Source organism: Dyella sp. SG609 (genome assembly GCF_012275375.1).
Taxonomy (GTDB): Bacteria; Pseudomonadota; Gammaproteobacteria; order Xanthomonadales; family Rhodanobacteraceae; genus Dyella_D; species Dyella_D marensis.
The window spans coordinates 66,819-83,274 of sequence record NZ_JAAZQJ010000007.1 but is presented as its reverse complement, the minus strand read 5'-3'; the positions used below and the strand labels follow the sequence as shown (position 1 = coordinate 83,274).

The window sequence follows — 16,456 nt, the reverse complement described above, 5'->3', positions numbered from 1 at the left end:
CGACGTTGAGATGAATAGGGTGCGTGCGGTGCTGCATGCCGGCGCCGCGCTGGCGTCGCCGTTTCGAATCGGTGCTGGCTTACTTGGCCAGGGTGGCCTTGCACTTCACGCCCGAAGGGATGTCGAGCTTGGGATTGGGCAGGTCCATGAAGACCACGAAGGTGCCGCTGGCGGCGTCCACCATGCGGTCGACGCTGGCCACCTTCGCGCTGTAATGGCTGCCGGCGGGAATCTCCGGTGCGATGCTGGCCTCCATGCCGGCCGCGGGTTCGCCGAACGCGCGCAGCGGCATCACCACGCGCACGCGCAGCGGATTGAGCTGCGCAACTTTGAGTACGGCGTGCTTGGTGGCGCCGGGCTCGAAGATTTCGCCGGGCCACATCATCTGGTCCACCACCACGCCGTCGAACGGGCTGCGGATGGTGCGCAGCGCGAGCTGGCTGCTTTGCTGGACGTATTCCAGGCGCGCCACCTCGCGGTTTTCCTTGGCGGTAACCAGTTCGGCCTGGGCCTGTTTCAGCTCGGCCTCGGCATCGTCGCTGTCCTGCCTGGACATGAGTTTTTCCGCCGCCATGTCGCGGCGGCGGGCGAACTTGCGCTGGGAAAATTCGATCTTGCTCTGCGCCTGCTGGCTGGGACCGGCAAGTTGCGACTTGTAATGCGCAAGATCTGCCGCCGCCTGTTCGGCATGCGATTCCAGCGTCGCCAGGATCTGGTTGTGCGCCACGCGGTCGCCGCGCTTGACCAGCACGCGGTCGATCAGCCCGCTCACCGGCGCGCCCAGCTCGACCGTCTGGGTCGGCTCGATCAGGCAGTCGTAGGACGGCGGATTGGCGGCCTGCGCGGAACCCGCGGACCAGGCCAGCAGGGCGCACAGGGGCAGCAGATGGCGGTGGCGTTTCGCAGGCGCGCAAGCGCGCGCCATGCACGGGCGGTTCCATGCCCGGCGGCGGCCCGAAGGCCCAGCCGTAAGAGTCATTCCTTTGTCCCCCTTCAGTCGCGGACGCCGCCGACGAGCCCCCTGTGACCCGTCCAAGCGTGTCCGCGCTCACAAAAATTAGCGGCTCGTTCCTGCGCCGGCAAGGGTCTGATCGACGTAAGTTTTTGCGGTTTCCGGGGCGCCCGGGGATGTGCCTGAAAGGCTTGGATTTGTCGTTTCGGGCCAGCCGCGGGCGGCGCTTCGGCGGCTTGGCCAGCTGCTGGCGGCCAGAAATATTCCTAGGCGCCGGGCAGCCCGGTTTCACGCCCGGCTATCGATTTCTGTGTTATTCGACCGCGGCCATTCCATCAGGGGGAATGCCTTGTTCAAGCTGCGCGACTGCCCGCGCCTTCGGGTGCGGGCCTGGGCCGTGCGCCTTGCCGTGCCTGCCGTATGCGTCGCGCTGGCGGCCTGCACCCAGGTGCGCGTGGTGCAAGGGGGCAAGACCACGGTGTCCTACCGGCTCGGCGTGCTGCGCCTGGAGCCCGATCCGGGCGCGTCCCTGCTGCTGGTCGAAACCGCGGGCTTCGGCATGGTGCCGGTGGCCTACGGCACTTCGCTGGGCTGGGCGCGGCAGCTGGTGGTCAGCAGCAAGGAGCCGGACCAGTGCCGGCTGATCGTGATCATCCGCAGCGCCGAAGAGGCGGCAGCGATCAGGGAGCAATTGCGCAAGGGCGGTGGTTCGTTGGAGCACGTCTGTGAGGTCAACACACATCAAGGGGGATGACATGGATCTTCGTGCAAGGACGGCAGTGGCATTGAGCCTGTTGGCGCTGGCGGCGTGCGCGCCGTTGCCGCAGGCGGCGTTGGTGTATTCGTCGCGGGTGAGTTTCGGCGTCACCGTCACGTCCAATCCGGCGAGCGCGTCGGGGGCGACGCTGAGCATCGGCTACGACCAGCTGGATGCGGCCTACGTGCCGGTATCGGTGGCGGGCGCGAACAAGGCGGGCACCTCGGATCTCGTGCTGGAGCAGGTCCGCGCCAAGTATTCGAACTCCAACGACCTGGAACCGCAGAGCGCGGACGCGGCGAACCTGGCCAAGGTCAACGACTATCTGAATGCGGCCAAGGCAGCGGAGACCACCAAGGGTTCGATCCAGGCACTGAGCAGCCAGAAGACGCCGATCGAGCCGCTGAAAAGCCAGCTCGCGCTGGCCTCGTCGCGGCTGACGCAATTGAAGGCCTCGCGGCTGGACACCAAGGAAGCCGCCAGCCAGCTGCAGGATGCCAAGGGCCAGCTGGCGAGCGCGCAGGCGAGCAACCAGACCATCGACAGCAAGATCCAGCAGCTGACACCGTCGCTGACGGCGGCCGAACAGGCCGCTTCCGCCAAGCGGCCCGCCGCATTGGAAGCCGCCAAGCAGCTTGGGCTGGTGCGCGAGGATGCCTTGTCGGTGTATGGACGTTTCGACGGCAAGAGCGATGCGGGGACGACCGCGGTGGGCCTGGCGATCGGCAAGGTGTTCTCCACCGGCATCGCGGCGCAGAGCCTGGCCGAAGGCGCGGGGCGCGCGGCGGCGACCGACGCGTATACCAATTGCCTGGGCGCGGCGATGGCGGCGGGCAGCGATACGGACAAGCAGGCGCGCGCGCAGAAGTGCACGGAGTTGAGTTTTTCGCAGACGGGCGGGGCACGCTGAGATAGCGCCGTTACCGCCGTAGGTTGGGGTGAGCCGGAGGCGAACCCCAACGTTGCGATGCATGGCGGGCTTGTTGGGGTTCGCCTCCGGCTCACCCCAACCTACGGCGGTGGTGCATGCTGCACTGCACTGGTGCAAGCCCTCCATGCACGAATGAACTTGGTGCACAAATAGCCGCCTGAATCCGCCAGCTTTTCAGCAAACACCGCAATTCCAACGCTTTTCTCCCATGGCACACGTGTTGCATAGCAGCACAACGTGTTCGTTCTCTGCGGGGGAAAGCGCATGTCGGGCAAGGCGACTCGGATCGAGCTGCTGCAATGGCGGACGCCGCAGATGCGTGCGTTCCATCTCAGCTGGCTGGCGTTCTTCGTGTGTTTCTTCGCGTGGTTTTCCGTCGCGCCGCTGATGCCGTTGATACGCGGCGAGCTGCATCTGAGTCCGGGCCAGGTCGCGGACATCAATATCGCCGCGGTCGCGGTCACCATTTTCGGCCGGCTGCTGATCGGACCGCTGTGCGACAGCTTCGGGCCGCGCCGCGTGTATACCGGTTTGCTGCTGCTCGGCTCGCTGCCGGTGTTCGGCATGCTGCTGGTGCACGACTACGCATCCCTGCTGGTCATGCGCCTGGCGATCGGCATGATCGGCGCCAGCTTCGTGATCACGCAGTACCACACCTCGGTGATGTTCGCGCCGCAGGTCGTGGGCACGGCGAATGCGGCGGCGGCCGGTTGGGGTAACGCCGGCGGTGGCGCGGCGCAGGCGGCGATGCCATGGGTGCTGGCCGGTGTGCTGGCGCTGGGCGTGGGGCAGGGCCTGGGGTGGCGTCTTGCGATGCTGCTGCCGGGCGTGCTGATGGTCGTCGTCGGCATCTTGTACTGGCGCTGCACGCAGGACAGCCCGCAAGGCGACTATCGCCAGCTGCGCGCGCGCGGCATCGCCATCGACGGCGGCAAGCCCGGCGGCTGGGCGGCGTTCCGCGCGGCGGCGCGCAACTATCGCGTGTGGTTGCTGTTCGTCACCTATGCCGGCTGCTTCGGCATCGAGCTGTTCGTGCATGGCGTGGCCGCCAGCTACTACGTGGATCGTTTCTCGCTGAGCCTGCGCGATGCGGGGCTGGCCGTCGGCGGCTTCGGCCTGCTCGCCCTGTTCGCACGAGCGCTGGGCGGCATCGCTTCCGACCGGCTGGTGCGCCGGCACGGCCTGCCGGCGCGCGCACGCCTGCTGTGCCTGCTGATGTTCTTCGAAGGCATCGGGCTGCTGTGGTTCTCCAGCGCGCAGGGCGCCGCCACCGCGGTGGCCGCGATGCTCGCCTTCGGCCTGTTCACTCATATGGCCTGCGGCGCGACGTATGCGCTGGTGCCTTTTATTGACCGCAAGGCGCTGGGCGGCGTGGCCGGCATCGTCGGTGCCGGCGGCAACGTGGGCGCGGTGGCGGCGGGTTTCCTGCAGAAATCGCTGGGCTCGGTGCAGCTCACTTTCATGTACCTGGGCGGCTTCGTGCTGGCCGGCTCGCTGTGCGCGCTCGCCGTGCGCTTCAGCCGCGAACACGTGGCCGAGGAGCGGGTATTGCGGCAAGGGCCGGTGGATACGCCGGCGCCGGCCCTGGCCATCGACTGAGGCGACGCGCATGACGACGAGACTGGTGGTGATCGGCAACGGCATGGTCGGCCACAAGCTGCTGGAGGAACTGGTGGCGCTGGGCACGCCCGGCCTGGACATCACGGTGCTGTGCGAGGAAAGCCGGCCCGCCTACGACCGCGTGCACCTGTCCGACTACTTCGCCGGCCGCAGCGCGGACGAGCTGTCGCTGGTGGCGCCCGGCTTCTTCGATCATCCCGGCCTGCATCTGCGCCTGGCCACGCGCGCGGCGCGCATCGACCGCGCCTTCAAGCGGGTCACCACCGCCGACGGCGACGTCGTTCCGTACGACAAGCTGGTCTTCGCCACCGGGTCCACGCCGTTCGTGCCGCCGATCCCCGGCAACGACCGCCGCGGCTGCCTCACCTACCGCACGCTCGACGACCTCGCCGAACTGGCCGAATGGGGCGCGCAATCCAAACGTGGCGTGGTGGTCGGCGGCGGCCTGCTGGGGCTGGAATGCGCCAAGGCCGTGCGCGACATGGGCCTGGAAACGCACGTGGTGGAATTCGCGCCGCGCCTGATGGCGGTGCAGGTGGACGACGGTGGCGGGCGCATCCTGCACCGGACCATCGAGGAACTCGGCCTGGTGGTGCATACGGGCAAGAACACACAGGAGATCATTGACGGTACCAGCGCACGTCACGCCATGAAGTTCGCCGACGGCAGCACCCTGGAGACCGACCTGATCGTGTTCTCCGCCGGCATCCGCCCGCGCGACGAACTGGCGCGGCAATGCGAGCTGGGCGTGGGCCAGCGCGGCGGCATCATGGTCGACAACTTCTGCCGCACGCGCGACCGCGACGTCTACGCCATCGGCGAATGCGCGCAATGGGGCGGCAAGGTGTTCGGCCTGGTGGCGCCGGGCTACGAGATGGCGCGCGTGGTGGCCAAGCATCTGCATGCCCTGCTGACGCGCGAGGAAGCGCGCGACCTGCCGGAGTTCGCCGGCGCCGACATGTCGACCAAGCTCAAACTGATGGGCGTGGACGTGGCCAGCCTCGGCGATGCGCACGGCGCCACGCCGGGCAGCCGCAGCTATCAGTTCAGCGACGAGCGCCGCCAGGTCTACAAGCGGCTGGTGGTATCGGAAGACGGCAAGCGCCTGCTCGGTGGCGTGCTGGTGGGCGATGCCGCCGAGTACGGCACCTTGCTGCAGATGATGCTCAACGGCATGGAGCTGCCGGAGGCGCCGGAATCGCTGATCCTGCCCGCGTCGGACAGCAAGGCGAAACCGGGGCTGGCGGTCGATGCGCTGCCGGCCTCGGCCCAGGTGTGTTCGTGCAACAACGTATCCAAGGGGCAGTTGTGCAAGGCGGTGGGCGAGGGCGCCACCAGCATCGGCGCCTTGAAAGAGGCCACGCGCGCCGGCACCACCTGCGGCGGCTGCGTGCCGCTGGTCACCCAGATCATGAAGGCGGAGATGGTGCGCCAGGGCCTGGCGGTGACCAGCCATCTATGCGAGCACTTCGCGTATTCGCGGCAGGAGCTGTACCACCTGGTGCGCGTGGAGCGCATCCGCCGCTTCGACGAACTGCTGGCGCGCCATGGCCAGGGGCTGGGTTGCGATATCTGCAAGCCGGTGGCGGCCAGCATCCTGGCCTCGTGCTGGAACGAATTCGTGCTGCAGCAGGAACACGCTTCGCTGCAGGATTCCAACGACTACTTCCTGGCCAATATCCAGAAGGACGGCACCTATTCGGTGGTGCCGCGCATGGCCGGCGGCGAAGTGACGCCGGATGGACTGATCGCCATTGGCCGCATCGCCAAGTCGTACGGCCTGTACACCAAGCTCACCGGCGGCCAGCGCGTGGATCTGTTCGGCGCGCGGCTGGAGCAGCTGCCGCTGATCTGGGAGGAACTGATCGAAGCGGGCTTCGAATCCGGCCATGCCTATGGCAAGTCGGTGCGCACGGTGAAGTCCTGCGTGGGTTCCACCTGGTGCCGCTATGGCGTGCAGGATTCGGTGGGCACCGCGATCGACCTGGAAAACCGCTACAAGGGACTGCGCTCGCCGCACAAGCTGAAGTTCGCCGTGTCCGGCTGCGCGCGCGAATGCGCCGAGGCGCAGAGCAAGGACGTGGGCGTGATCGCCACCGAGAAGGGCTGGAATCTCTACGTCTGCGGCAATGGCGGCATGAAGCCGCGGCACGCCGAGCTGCTGGCGGGCGACCTGGATACGGCCACCCTCGTTCGCTATATCGACCGCTTCCTGATGTTCTACATCCGCACCGCCGACCGCCTGCAGCGCACCAGCGTGTGGCGCGATGGGCTGGAAGGCGGCATGGACTATCTGCGCGACGTGGTCGTGCACGACAAGCTGGGCCTGGCCGCGGAACTCGAAGCCGAAATGGCCCTGGTGGTCGACACCTATGCCTGCGAGTGGAAGCGTGCGGTGACCGATCCCGCGGTGCGCGCACGCTTCCGCCACTTCGTCAACAGCGAAGCCGGCGACGACCGCGTGGCCTTCGTGCCGGAGCGCGGGCAGATCCGGCCGGCGACGGTGCAGGAGAAGCGCGCATTGCGCGGCATTCCCGTGGTGGTGGAGACGGAGTGAGGCCATGACGAGCGAACAGGCAGGCTGGATGTCCATCTGCGCCATCGGCGACATCGTGCCGTCCACCGGCGTCTGCGCCCTGGTGGGCAGCGAGCAGGTGGCGGTATTCCGCATCGGCGAGGAGCTCTACGCGATCGACAATCTCGATCCCTGCTCGGGCGCGGCGGTGCTGTCGCGCGGGCTGGTCGGCAGCCTCGGCGAGCGCGTGGTGGTGGCGTCGCCGATCCACAAGCAGCACTTCGACCTGCGTACCGGCGAATGCCTGGAGCAACCGCAGCAGGCGGTGCGCACCTGGGCGGTGCGGCGGCAGGGCGAGGACGTGCAGGTGGAGCGGCGCGATACATGAGCGAAGCGGTACGCACCACCTGTCCCTACTGCGGCGTCGGTTGCGGCGTGCTGGCCAGTGTGGACGCGGACGGCGCGGCGCGGGTGGCGGGCGATCCGGCGCATGCGTCCAATCGCGGGCGTTTGTGCGTCAAGGGTTCGGCGCTGGGCGATACGGTCGGGATGGAAGGGCGGCTGCTGCATCCGCTGCTGCGCGAGGCGGATGGCGTGGTGCGCCGTGCGGGCTGGGATGAAGCGATCCAGCGCGTGGCGGACGGCTTCTCGCGCGTGGTGGCGGAGCACGGTCCGGACGCGGTGGCGTTCTACGTATCCGGGCAGTTGCTGACCGAGGACTATTACGTCGTCAACAAGCTGGCCAAGGGTTATCTGGGCACGGCCAATATCGATACCAACTCGCGCCTGTGCATGTCCTCCGCGGTGGCGGGCCACAAGCGCGCGTTTGGCGAGGACGTGGTGCCGGGCTGCTATGAAGACCTGGAGCAGGCCGAGCTGGTGGTGCTGGTCGGTTCCAATACGGCCTGGTGCCATCCGGTGCTGTTCCAGCGCGTGACGCAGGCGCGCGACGGCCGCGACGGTCCGCGCGTGGTGGTGATCGATCCGCGCTTTACCGCCACCTGCGAAGGCGCCGATCTGCACCTGCCGATCCGCCCGGGCACCGACGTGCGGCTGTTCAACGGCCTGCTGTCGTTTCTGTTCCGCCATGGCGTGATCGATCCCGCGTTTATCGATGCGCATACGGAAGGCTTCGATGCGGCGCTGGCGGCCGCCGAGGCGGAGGCGGGCGACCCGGCCCAGGTGGCGCAGCAGTGCGGCCTGCAGGCGGCGGACGTGGTGGCATTCTATCGCCTGTTCGCGCGGCACGAGAAGGTGGTGACGCTGTTTTCGCAGGGCGTGAACCAGTCCAGCAGCGGCACCGACAAGGTCAACGCCATCATCAATTGCCATCTCGCCACCGCGCGCATCGGCCGGCCGGGCATGGGGCCGTTCTCCATCACGGGACAGCCCAATGCGATGGGTGGGCGCGAAGTCGGCGGCCTGGCCAACATGCTGGCGGCGCATATGGAGCTGGGCGAACCGGCGCACCGGGATATCGTGCAGGCGTTCTGGCAGTCGCCGCGCATGGCCGACAAGCCGGGCCTGAAGGCGGTGGAGCTGTTCGATGCGGTGGGCGAGGGGCGGATCAAGGCGCTGTGGATCATGGCGACCAATCCGGCGGTAAGCCTGCCCGAGGCGGACAAGGTGCGCGCCGCGCTGGCGCGCTGCGAGCTGGTGGTGTGCTCGGACATCGTCGAGCGCACCGACACCAATGCCTTCGCCCACGTGCTGCTGCCGGCGCTGGGCTGGGGCGAGAAGGACGGCACGGTGACCAGTTCGGAGCGGCGCATCTCGCGGCAGCGGCCGTTCCTGCCGGTGCCGGGCGAGGCGCGCGCGGATTGGCGCGTGGTGTGCGAGGTGGCGCGGCGGATGGGTTTCGAGCGCGGTTTCGAGTTCGGCAACCCGCACGAGATTTTCGTCGAGCATGCGCAGCTCACGACCTTCCGCAACCGCGAGCCTGCCGCCGATGGTGTGCCGGCTGCGTACAGGCGCCTGCATCTTGGGAGCTTGGCGCGGCTCGATCGGCGAGCCTACGACACGCTCGCGCCGGTGCAGTGGCCGGTGACGGAAGCGGGCGAGGGCACGCCGCGCCTGTTTTCGGACGGCCGCTTCAGCCATGCCCATGGCCGCGCGCGTTTCGTCGCCACGGCTTCGCGTCCGCCGGTGCATGCCGTCGACCGCGAGTATCCGCTGGTGCTCAACACCGGCCGCATCCGCGACCAGTGGCACACCATGACGCGCACCGCGCGCTCGCCGCGGCTCAACGGCCATATCGGCGAACCCTTTATCGACATGCATCCGCACGATGCGCTGCGCTGCGGCGTGCGCGAAGGCACGCTGGCACGGGTCAGTTCGCGCTGGGGGGCGATGGTGGGGCGGGTGCGCCATGGCGGCGGCATCCTGGCGGGGCAGGTGTTCGTGCCGATCCACTGGAGCGATCAATTCGCTTCGGATGCGCGCGTGGGCGGGGTGGTGAATCCGGCGGTGGATCCGGTCTCCGGCGAGCCGGAGTTCAAGCACACGCCGGTGCGGGTCGAGCCGTTCGCGGTGCGCTGGTATGGCTTTGCGCTGGCGCGGCAGGCGCTGCCGGCGTCGGCGCTGAGCTATTGGACCTTGATCCGCGGCGACCGCTTTCTGCGCTACGAACTGGCGCACCGCGAGCGGCCGGCCGATTGCGATGCCTGGGCGAAGGGCTGGCTGGGGGCGGATGAAACCGGCGCGGACTGGCTGGCCTTCGAGGATCGCGAGACCGGCGTATACCGCGCCATGCACCTGCGCGATGGCCGCATCGAGTCCTGCCTGTTCCTTGCGGCGCAACCGCACCTGCCGTCGCGCCAATGGCTGTCCTCGCTGTTCGCGCGCGAGCGGCTGGACGAAGCCGACCGGCTGGCCCTGTTGTCGGGCGAGCCGCCGGGCGGTGGCGGCGATCCCGGGCCGGTGGTGTGTTCCTGCTTCGGCGTGGGGCGCAACACCATTCTCGAGGCGATCCGCGCGAACGATATGGACCTGCCGGCGCAGATCACCGCCGAGCTGCGTGCGGGTGGCAATTGCGGGTCCTGTATTCCTGAGTTGCGGCGGCTGATCGCCGAGACGCGCGCGGTTACCGCGGCATGAGCGGGCACGGATGCGGCTGGAGGGCGTACCGATGAAGCTGTATCCGTTGTTTGCCGATCTGCAGGGCTTGCCGGTGCTGGTGGTGGGCGGCGGCACGGTGGCGCGGCGCAAGGTGGCCGCCTTGCGCGAGGCCGGTGCGTTGGTGCGAGTGGGAGCACCGCAGCTCGATGCCGGGCTGGCGCGCCTGGCGCAGGACGGCGCGGTGGCATGGCTGCGCGGCGACTACGAGCCGGGCTGGCTCGACGAGGTGTGGCTGGTGGTGGCGGCCACCGGCGACAAGGCGGTCAATGCGCGGATCGCGGCCGATGCGGGGGCGCGGCGGATACTGGTCAACGTGGTCGACGATGCCGTGCTGTCGCGCTTCCACGTGCCGGCGGTGATCGACCGCGCGCCGCTGATGGTGGCGATCTCCACCGCCGGCGCCGCGCCGGCCTTGGCCAGCCGCGTGCGCGAGATGCTGGAGCGCGTGCTGGATCATGCGCTGGGTTCGCTGGTGGCGCTGGCGCAGCGCCATCGCGGCAGCATCGCGCGGCGCTACGGCGATCTGGCGCAGCGCCGCGGCTTCTATGGCTGGCTGCACGACGGCCCGGTGCTGAAGCTGCTGCGGCGTGCGCGCCACGAGGAGGCGGAGCGGGTGCTGCTCGATGCCTTGAGTGGCGATAAGGATGTGCAGCCGCGTGGTTCCGTCGCGCTGGTCGGCGCCGGCCCAGGCGATCCCGGCCTGCTGACCTTGGCGGCGCTGCGTGCGCTGGGCCAGGCCGATGTGATCCTGCACGACCAGCTGATCGGCGACGACATCCTGGCACTGGCGCGGCGCGATGCCGAGCGCATCGACGTGGGTAAGCGCTGCGGTGGCCGCCAGGTGCCGCAGGAACGGACGCATGAGCTGATGCTCGCGCACGCGCTGGCCGGGCGGCGCGTGGTGCGGCTGAAAGGCGGCGATCCGTTCGTGTTCGGCCGCGGCGGCGAAGAGCTGGCCTTTCTGCGCGAACATGGCGTCGACTGCGAGATCGTGCCCGGCATCACCGCCGCCGTGGCCTGCGCGGCTTATGCGGGCATCCCGCTGACGCATCGCGAGCTGGCGCAGTCGGTGTGCCTGGTGACGGCGCACGGCAAGGATGCGGCGGAAACCTTGAGCGACGCCATGCTGGCCCAGCCGCGCCAGACCTTGGCCGTCTATATGGGCGTGGAACGGATCGGCATGCTGACGGCGCGCCTGCTTGCGCGGGGGCGCGATCCGGAAACCCCGGTGGCCCTGATCGAGAACGGCAGCCTGCCGCGGCAGCGCGTGGTGACGGGTGTGCTGCGCGATCTGCCCAGGCTGGCGAGGGAGCATGCGGTGGGCACGCCGGCCTTGCTGATCGTGGGCGAGGTGGCCGCGTTTGCGCGCAAACACAGCTGGTTCGGCACGCTGGTGGCGGAAGAAACCGCCGCGGCGCTGCCGTGCATGGAAGTGGCTTGATGGCGGCGCCCGAACAGGCCTTGGCGGGACGCCGCATCGCCGTGCCGGAATCGCGCGCGCTGGACGTCTTCGCCACGCTGCTCGAACGCCGCGGCGCCACCGTGCTGCGTTGTCCGCTGGTGGAGATCCGCGATGCCGCGGATCCAGCGCCGGTGCTGGACTGGCTGCGCCGCTTCAACGACGGCGCCTGCGACGATCTGGTGCTGTTTACCGGCGAAGGATTGAGCCGCTTGCTGGATGCGCTGGATCGGCACGCACCGGAGTGGGGCGAGCGCTTTATCGCCCGCCTGGCCCGGGTGCGGATCATCGCGCGGGGCCCCAAGCCGGGCCGCGTGCTGCGCGAACTGGGCTTGCGCCCCAGCCTGGTGGCGGAACCGGCGACGACCCCGGGCGTGATCGCCTGCTTGCGCGAGCTGGATCTGCGCGGACGCAAGGTCGGCGTGCAGCTGTACGGCACCGAGCCGAATGCGCCGCTGATGGCGTTTCTCGCCGAGGCGGGCGCACACGTATTGCCGGTGGCGCCTTACCGCTACGCCGATGCGGCCGACGATGCCGACGTGCTGGCCATGCTCGAAGGCATGCGCCAGGGCGAGATCGACGCCATCGCATTCACCAGCATCCAGCAGGTGGAGCGCTTGTTCCGGCTGGCCGGCGCCGACGTGTCGAAGGAGGCCTTGTCGCGCGTCGTGGTGGCCGCGGTCGGGCCGGTGGTGGCCGACACACTCGCGCAGCATGGCGTGCGCGTCCACGCGGTGCCGGCGGACAGCTACTACATGAAGCCGCTGAGCACGGCGCTGGCCGAGGCCCTGGCGCGGCCCTGACTTCTGGGGGAGGGCGACCTTTGGCACGGGGCAGGCGGTGCGGCGCGTCTTTATCGTCTGCGCCTTGCTTGCCGATGCGAGTGCGCCATGGAAGTTCGTCCCCTCCTCCTGCTGTCCGTTGCCGCGCTCGTGCTGGCGGGGTGTTCCGGCGCGGCCAGGCGCGATATGGAAGCGGACCGTATCAAGATGCACCAGGAGCCGCTGGAACTGCGCGGCGACAAGGACGTGCCGAAGGCCTATATCGACGTGACCGGCGGCGTGACCATCGACAAGCAGCCGCTGGCGCTGACCGCCGATCAGCGCGCGGCCGTTCTCGATTACCGCGAAGCCTCGCTGGAAGTGATCGACATCTCGTTCGATGCCGCTTCGCGCCTGACCAGGTATGCGGTGCCGCGGCTGCTGTTCGGCTCGATGATCCACGGCACCGATGGCGCATCGAAAGGCATCGAGGCCGATGCCGAGAAGATCCCGCATTCGCCGCAGTTCTGCGCCTCGCTGGAGAAGATGCGCCAGACGCAGGACGTGATGGTCGCCAAGGAGGAAAGCCTGCGTCCGTATGCGCGGCTGACGCAGGAGGACGTGCAGGATTGCCAGTCCGGGAAGCCTTACCGGCATTCCATCTGAGGGGCGAACGTCGTACCCCCTCTCCCCTCCGGGTGACCCGAAGGTAGTCCCCGTGGGAGAGAGGGTTGGGGTGAGCAACGGTCTTGCCTCATCGTCTCAACTTCGTCATCCCGGCGTAGGCCTCGCTCGTCATTCCAGCGAAAGCTGGAATCCAGGGACTTTGTCGCTCGGTTGTTGCGTTGACGGTTGGGTGTCTCGCCTTTGGCGAGTGTTTCGCCCCGCTGCCGCGGGGCGAGTTACTTTTTCTCTGCGTGCCCAGAGAAAAAGTAACCAAAAAGAGAGGGCACCCTGCTTGGCGCCCTCAGCAGCTGCGCTGCTGAGGGTCCGTGAGGGCTGGCCGGGCTTTTTGACAGGGCATCCATGCCCTGATCAAAAAGGCGGGGACATCGTGTCCCCGCCCCCTGCGGGGCCTTTTCGTCCAGCCCTCACCGCCGGCGCCAAGGGGACCCGGTGGATCAAGAGCCGGAGCAAAAGCGCGCAAGCGGAACGCCGCGGCTGCGCCGCGAGCTCTTTGCTCGATTTTCGCCGCGCCCTCCATCCCCCTCTCCCCGCCGGGGAGAGCCGTGAGCTGAGGGCCGAGAAAGCCTATGCTTAGGTTCTATCGCCGCAGCGCCCGATCGCCTCGTGCCGAAGAAAATCCACCAGGTAGTGCAACTCCGCTCCGTCCTTCCCGGCGTGGAAGCGCTGTCCCTGCTCAGCGAGCACAGCTTCCCCCGCCATGCCCACGATCAATTCGGCCTCGGCGTGATCACCGTGGGCGCGCAGAAGTCCTGGAGCGTGGTCGGCGCGGTGCAGTCGGTGGCGGGCGACGTGATCATGGTCAATCCCGGCGAGGTGCATGACGGCGCGCCGATCGATGGGCCGCGCGGCTGGCGGATCGCCTATCTGGAGCCCGCGCTGGTGGCGCGGGAGCTGGCAGCGGAATTCGGCGGCAGCGACGTCGTGCTCCAGCCGGTGGCGCACGACCGCGGCCTGGCGCAGCAAGTGACGCAGCTGCTGGAAGCGCTGCCATCGCCGGACGGCCACGCCGACGAACTCCTGCTGGCCTGCCTGGTGCGGGTGGTGAAGCAGCATCGCCTCAGCGGGCCACGGCTGGCCTGCGCTTCGCCCTCGGTGGCGCGTGCCTTGGAATGGATCGACGCCGAGCCCGCTGCCGAGACCTCGCTGTCGGAGCTGGCGGCCGCGTGCGACGTGAGCCGCTTCCAGCTGATCCGCGGTTTTCTGCGCGACGTCGGCACCACGCCGCATGCTTACCGCATCCAGTGGCGCGTGCGCCTGGCGCGCCGCTACCTGCGCCAGGGCCATGCCTTGGCCGAAGCCGCGCAGCTCGCCGGCTTTGCCGATCAAAGCCATCTGACCCGCGCCTTCCTGCGCCAGTTCGGCATCACGCCGGGGCGCTACCGCGACGCGCTGCGCTGAGCCACGCAATTTTCTTCAAGACCGTCCGCGCTTCCTTTGCGATGGTCGCGCCTCCCTCATTCAAGGAGAGGCTGCATGAGCGTTGCATTCCTGCTCACTTCATTGCTGGTGGTGGCATCGCCCGGCACCGGCGTGCTCTACACGGTGTCGACCGGACTGTCGCGCGGTACGCGGGCCAGCCTGCTGGCCGCGCTCGGCTGCACGCTGGGCATCGTGCCGCATATGGCGGCCGCGGTATGCGGCCTGGCGGCGGTGTTCAAGGCCAGCGCCGTGACGTTCGAGCTGCTCAAGTACGCCGGCGCGGCTTATCTGCTGTACATGGCGTGGCGCACGTGGCGGGATCGCAGTGCGCTCGATCCTGATAACGCCACCGCCGCGCGCTCGCCATTGCGCATCGTGGCCTCGGCGATCCTGCTGAACCTGCTCAACCCGAAGCTGCCGATCTTCTTCCTGGCCTTCCTGCCGCAGTTCATGGCCAGGGACGATGCATCGCCGGTCGCCAGCCTGCTGCAACTCGGTGGCACCTTCATGCTGATGACCCTGATCGTGTTCGCGATCTATGGCGCGTTCGCGTCCTTCATGCGGGCGCACGTGCTCGAGCGCCCGCGAGTGACGACGTGGTTGCGACGCGTGTTTGCCCTGGGTTTCGCCGTCCTCGGATTGAAGCTGGCGCTTGCCACCACCCGGATGTAATCGACGGAAAAATGCGCTTCGCGGAATGTGTGAGCGCGTCGACAGCCAGGCCGCCCGGCCCAACATATACACTGTGTATAGTCATTTTGACTCGGGCTTCACGAAGCCCGCGGGGGCCATCCATACCGCTCATATCGCCTTGCCTGTCACAGGCAAGGCCGCTGTCTCGTCCAGTCATCAGTTTCGCGGCAGCCGCTTGCCGCGAAGCGCCGTACATCCGTGGTTGGAAGTCTTCATCCAAGGCCGGCTGTTCGCCGCGCCGTGTTCCCACCTTGAAGTCCACAAGGAATCAGCCATGCATTCAGCGCGTACCGTTGCCTGTTCCCAGCTGTTCACCGCCGTTCTGCTGACGCAGATACCCTTCGCGGCGCATGCGGCGCCGCCCGGCTCCGATCCGCTGAGCCGCTACGCCACTGCCGCCACCGCGCTCACGGCGCGGCCCAACGACGGCTCCGGCTACTGGCCCGACTTCTCCAATACCGGCTATGCCAACACGCCCGCGAATACCGGCGGCCTGGGGCTGGGCGCGTATCCGGGACACCTCACCGACTACGCCGCGAGCATGAGCGCGAGCAAGCCGATCATCGTCACTTATCCGGATCACAGCGTGATCGCCTTCACCCGCTTCCTGGCCTCGAAAGTGGTGATCTACGGCGACGACCTCACCTTCGTCGGCTGCCTGTTCGAGGGCAAGAGCCCGAACGACAACCTGGTGCAGCTGTATGCGGCCAGCAGCGTCACCTTCCGCTATTCCACCTTCAAGCCCAGCGCCTATGCGCTGCCGCCGGGCAACGACGGCACGGTGTCCTCCTCGCACACCACGCCCGGCACGCCGTTCAAGCAGTCCTGGCAGCTGGTCACCACCATGAACGAAGCGGTGGCGACGATGGATCACAACGATATCTGGGGCAATGCGGGCCTGGAGATGACCACGGGCTTTCCGGACCGTCCGTCGACGTGGACCAACAACTACATCCACGACGCGGCCGACACCTCGCACAACGTCTACCACCACGACGGCATCGGGCCGCAGAGCGAGGGCGACGGCGGGCCGATGATCATCGACCACAACACCATCGCCTCGCTGGGCAATACCAATGCGCTGGCGCTGCAGGGCGACGGCGTCTACGACCGCATCAGCTTCACCAACAACTATGTGTCGGGCTATGGCTATGCGCTGAGCTTCGGCGTGAAGAACAACGCCACCAACCTCACGGTGACCGGCAATGTGTTCTCGGCGGAGCTGAAGGAACTGTGGGGTCCGGTGTACGGCGGCCTGTGGGGCGGCACGGCGCAGGGATCGGTGTGGCGCAACAACGTCTACCAGGCGCGGCCCGGCGACGGCAATACCAACCTGTCGCCGGCTGACAACGGCCGCTATTGGTGGCCGACCGACGACGTGAGCCACGCGGAAGACTACGCGGACTGAGACTCCCTCCGCCGCCCGTAGGTTGGGGTGAGCCAAAGGCGAACCCCAACACGCACCGCAGCTTGCCGCAACGTTGGGGTTCGCTGCGCTCACCCCAACCTGCGTCCCTGGACGGCAGGGCATACCTTGACGCTATC

13 protein-coding genes are annotated in these 16,456 nt (G+C 68.2%); 12 read left to right on the top strand and 1 reads right to left on the bottom strand.

Translation table 11 applies throughout. The features are described from left to right. Window positions 1-79: 79 nt before the first annotated feature. Window positions 80-925, bottom strand: coding sequence for an efflux RND transporter periplasmic adaptor subunit (locus tag FHW85_RS14240; protein WP_168648676.1), 846 nt, complete (start codon window positions 923-925; stop codon window positions 80-82). A 376-nt stretch (window positions 926-1,301) separates the two neighbouring features. Between FHW85_RS14240 and FHW85_RS14235 the strand changes: the two genes are divergently transcribed. The 12 genes from FHW85_RS14235 to FHW85_RS14180 all read left to right on the top strand — a co-directional run bounded on the left by FHW85_RS14235 (window position 1,302) and on the right by FHW85_RS14180 (window position 16,319). Then, on the top strand, window positions 1,302-1,706 hold the full coding sequence (locus FHW85_RS14235) for a hypothetical protein (protein ID WP_168648675.1): 405 nt from the start codon (window positions 1,302-1,304) through the stop codon (window positions 1,704-1,706). Between the two features lies 1 nt (window position 1,707). Then, window positions 1,708-2,619 carry a hypothetical protein gene (locus tag FHW85_RS14230; RefSeq protein WP_168648674.1) on the top strand — a complete coding sequence of 304 codons (912 nt, stop codon included), beginning with the start codon at window positions 1,708-1,710 and terminating at the stop codon, window positions 2,617-2,619. 285 nt (window positions 2,620-2,904) lie between these two features. Beyond that, window positions 2,905-4,239, top strand: coding sequence for an MFS transporter (locus FHW85_RS14225; protein ID WP_167256093.1), 1,335 nt, complete (start codon window positions 2,905-2,907; stop codon window positions 4,237-4,239). Between the two features lie 10 nt (window positions 4,240-4,249). Continuing rightward, entirely contained in the window at window positions 4,250-6,817 is a 2,568-nt protein-coding gene (gene nirB, locus FHW85_RS14220; protein WP_168648673.1) for a nitrite reductase large subunit NirB, read from the top strand. 4 nt (window positions 6,818-6,821) lie between these two features. Further along, the gene (nirD, locus tag FHW85_RS14215) at window positions 6,822-7,163 is read left to right on the top strand and encodes a nitrite reductase small subunit NirD (protein WP_167256089.1); all 342 of its coding nucleotides are present in this window, start codon (window positions 6,822-6,824) and stop codon (window positions 7,161-7,163) included. After that, window positions 7,160-9,871 (top strand): nitrate reductase, encoded by a 2,712-nt coding sequence (locus tag FHW85_RS14210; protein WP_168648672.1) that lies wholly within the window; start codon window positions 7,160-7,162, stop codon window positions 9,869-9,871. The genes nirD and FHW85_RS14210 overlap by 4 nt, the downstream gene beginning before the upstream one ends. Window positions 9,872-9,902: 31 nt before the next feature. Continuing rightward, complete coding sequence (gene cysG, locus FHW85_RS14205; protein ID WP_167256085.1) at window positions 9,903-11,333, top strand: siroheme synthase CysG; 1,431 nt, start codon at window positions 9,903-9,905, stop codon at window positions 11,331-11,333. Beyond that, a complete protein-coding gene (locus FHW85_RS14200; protein ID WP_167256083.1) occupies window positions 11,333-12,154 on the top strand; it encodes a uroporphyrinogen-III synthase in 822 nt (273 codons plus the stop codon). Before cysG ends, FHW85_RS14200 begins: the two co-directional genes overlap by 1 nt. Before the next feature lie 87 nt (window positions 12,155-12,241). Further along, window positions 12,242-12,778, top strand: a complete 537-nt coding sequence (locus FHW85_RS14195; protein WP_168648671.1) for a hypothetical protein — start codon at window positions 12,242-12,244, stop codon at window positions 12,776-12,778. Window positions 12,779-13,402: 624 nt separating this feature from the next. Then, window positions 13,403-14,197 carry an AraC family transcriptional regulator gene (locus FHW85_RS14190; RefSeq protein WP_168648670.1) on the top strand — a complete coding sequence of 265 codons (795 nt, stop codon included), beginning with the start codon at window positions 13,403-13,405 and terminating at the stop codon, window positions 14,195-14,197. A gap of 75 nt (window positions 14,198-14,272) precedes the next feature. After that, a complete protein-coding gene (locus FHW85_RS14185; protein WP_168648669.1) occupies window positions 14,273-14,890 on the top strand; it encodes a LysE family translocator in 618 nt (205 codons plus the stop codon). A gap of 295 nt (window positions 14,891-15,185) precedes the next feature. Further along, window positions 15,186-16,319 carry a hypothetical protein gene (locus FHW85_RS14180; RefSeq protein WP_168648668.1) on the top strand — a complete coding sequence of 378 codons (1,134 nt, stop codon included), beginning with the start codon at window positions 15,186-15,188 and terminating at the stop codon, window positions 16,317-16,319. Window positions 16,320-16,456 lie beyond the last annotated feature (137 nt).

Coding starts and splice junctions, on each gene's coding strand:
- FHW85_RS14240 (WP_168648676.1), bottom strand. CDS start 925: ATGGCGCGCGCTTGCGCGCCTGCGAAACGCCACCGCCATCTGCTGCCC.
- FHW85_RS14230 (WP_168648674.1), top strand. CDS start 1,708: ATGGATCTTCGTGCAAGGACGGCAGTGGCATTGAGCCTGTTGGCGCTG.
- FHW85_RS14225 (WP_167256093.1), top strand. CDS start 2,905: ATGTCGGGCAAGGCGACTCGGATCGAGCTGCTGCAATGGCGGACGCCG.
- nirB (WP_168648673.1), top strand. CDS start 4,250: ATGACGACGAGACTGGTGGTGATCGGCAACGGCATGGTCGGCCACAAG.
- nirD (WP_167256089.1), top strand. CDS start 6,822: ATGACGAGCGAACAGGCAGGCTGGATGTCCATCTGCGCCATCGGCGAC.
- FHW85_RS14210 (WP_168648672.1), top strand. CDS start 7,160: ATGAGCGAAGCGGTACGCACCACCTGTCCCTACTGCGGCGTCGGTTGC.
- cysG (WP_167256085.1), top strand. CDS start 9,903: ATGAAGCTGTATCCGTTGTTTGCCGATCTGCAGGGCTTGCCGGTGCTG.
- FHW85_RS14200 (WP_167256083.1), top strand. CDS start 11,333: ATGGCGGCGCCCGAACAGGCCTTGGCGGGACGCCGCATCGCCGTGCCG.
- FHW85_RS14195 (WP_168648671.1), top strand. CDS start 12,242: ATGGAAGTTCGTCCCCTCCTCCTGCTGTCCGTTGCCGCGCTCGTGCTG.
- FHW85_RS14185 (WP_168648669.1), top strand. CDS start 14,273: ATGAGCGTTGCATTCCTGCTCACTTCATTGCTGGTGGTGGCATCGCCC.
- FHW85_RS14180 (WP_168648668.1), top strand. CDS start 15,186: ATGCATTCAGCGCGTACCGTTGCCTGTTCCCAGCTGTTCACCGCCGTT.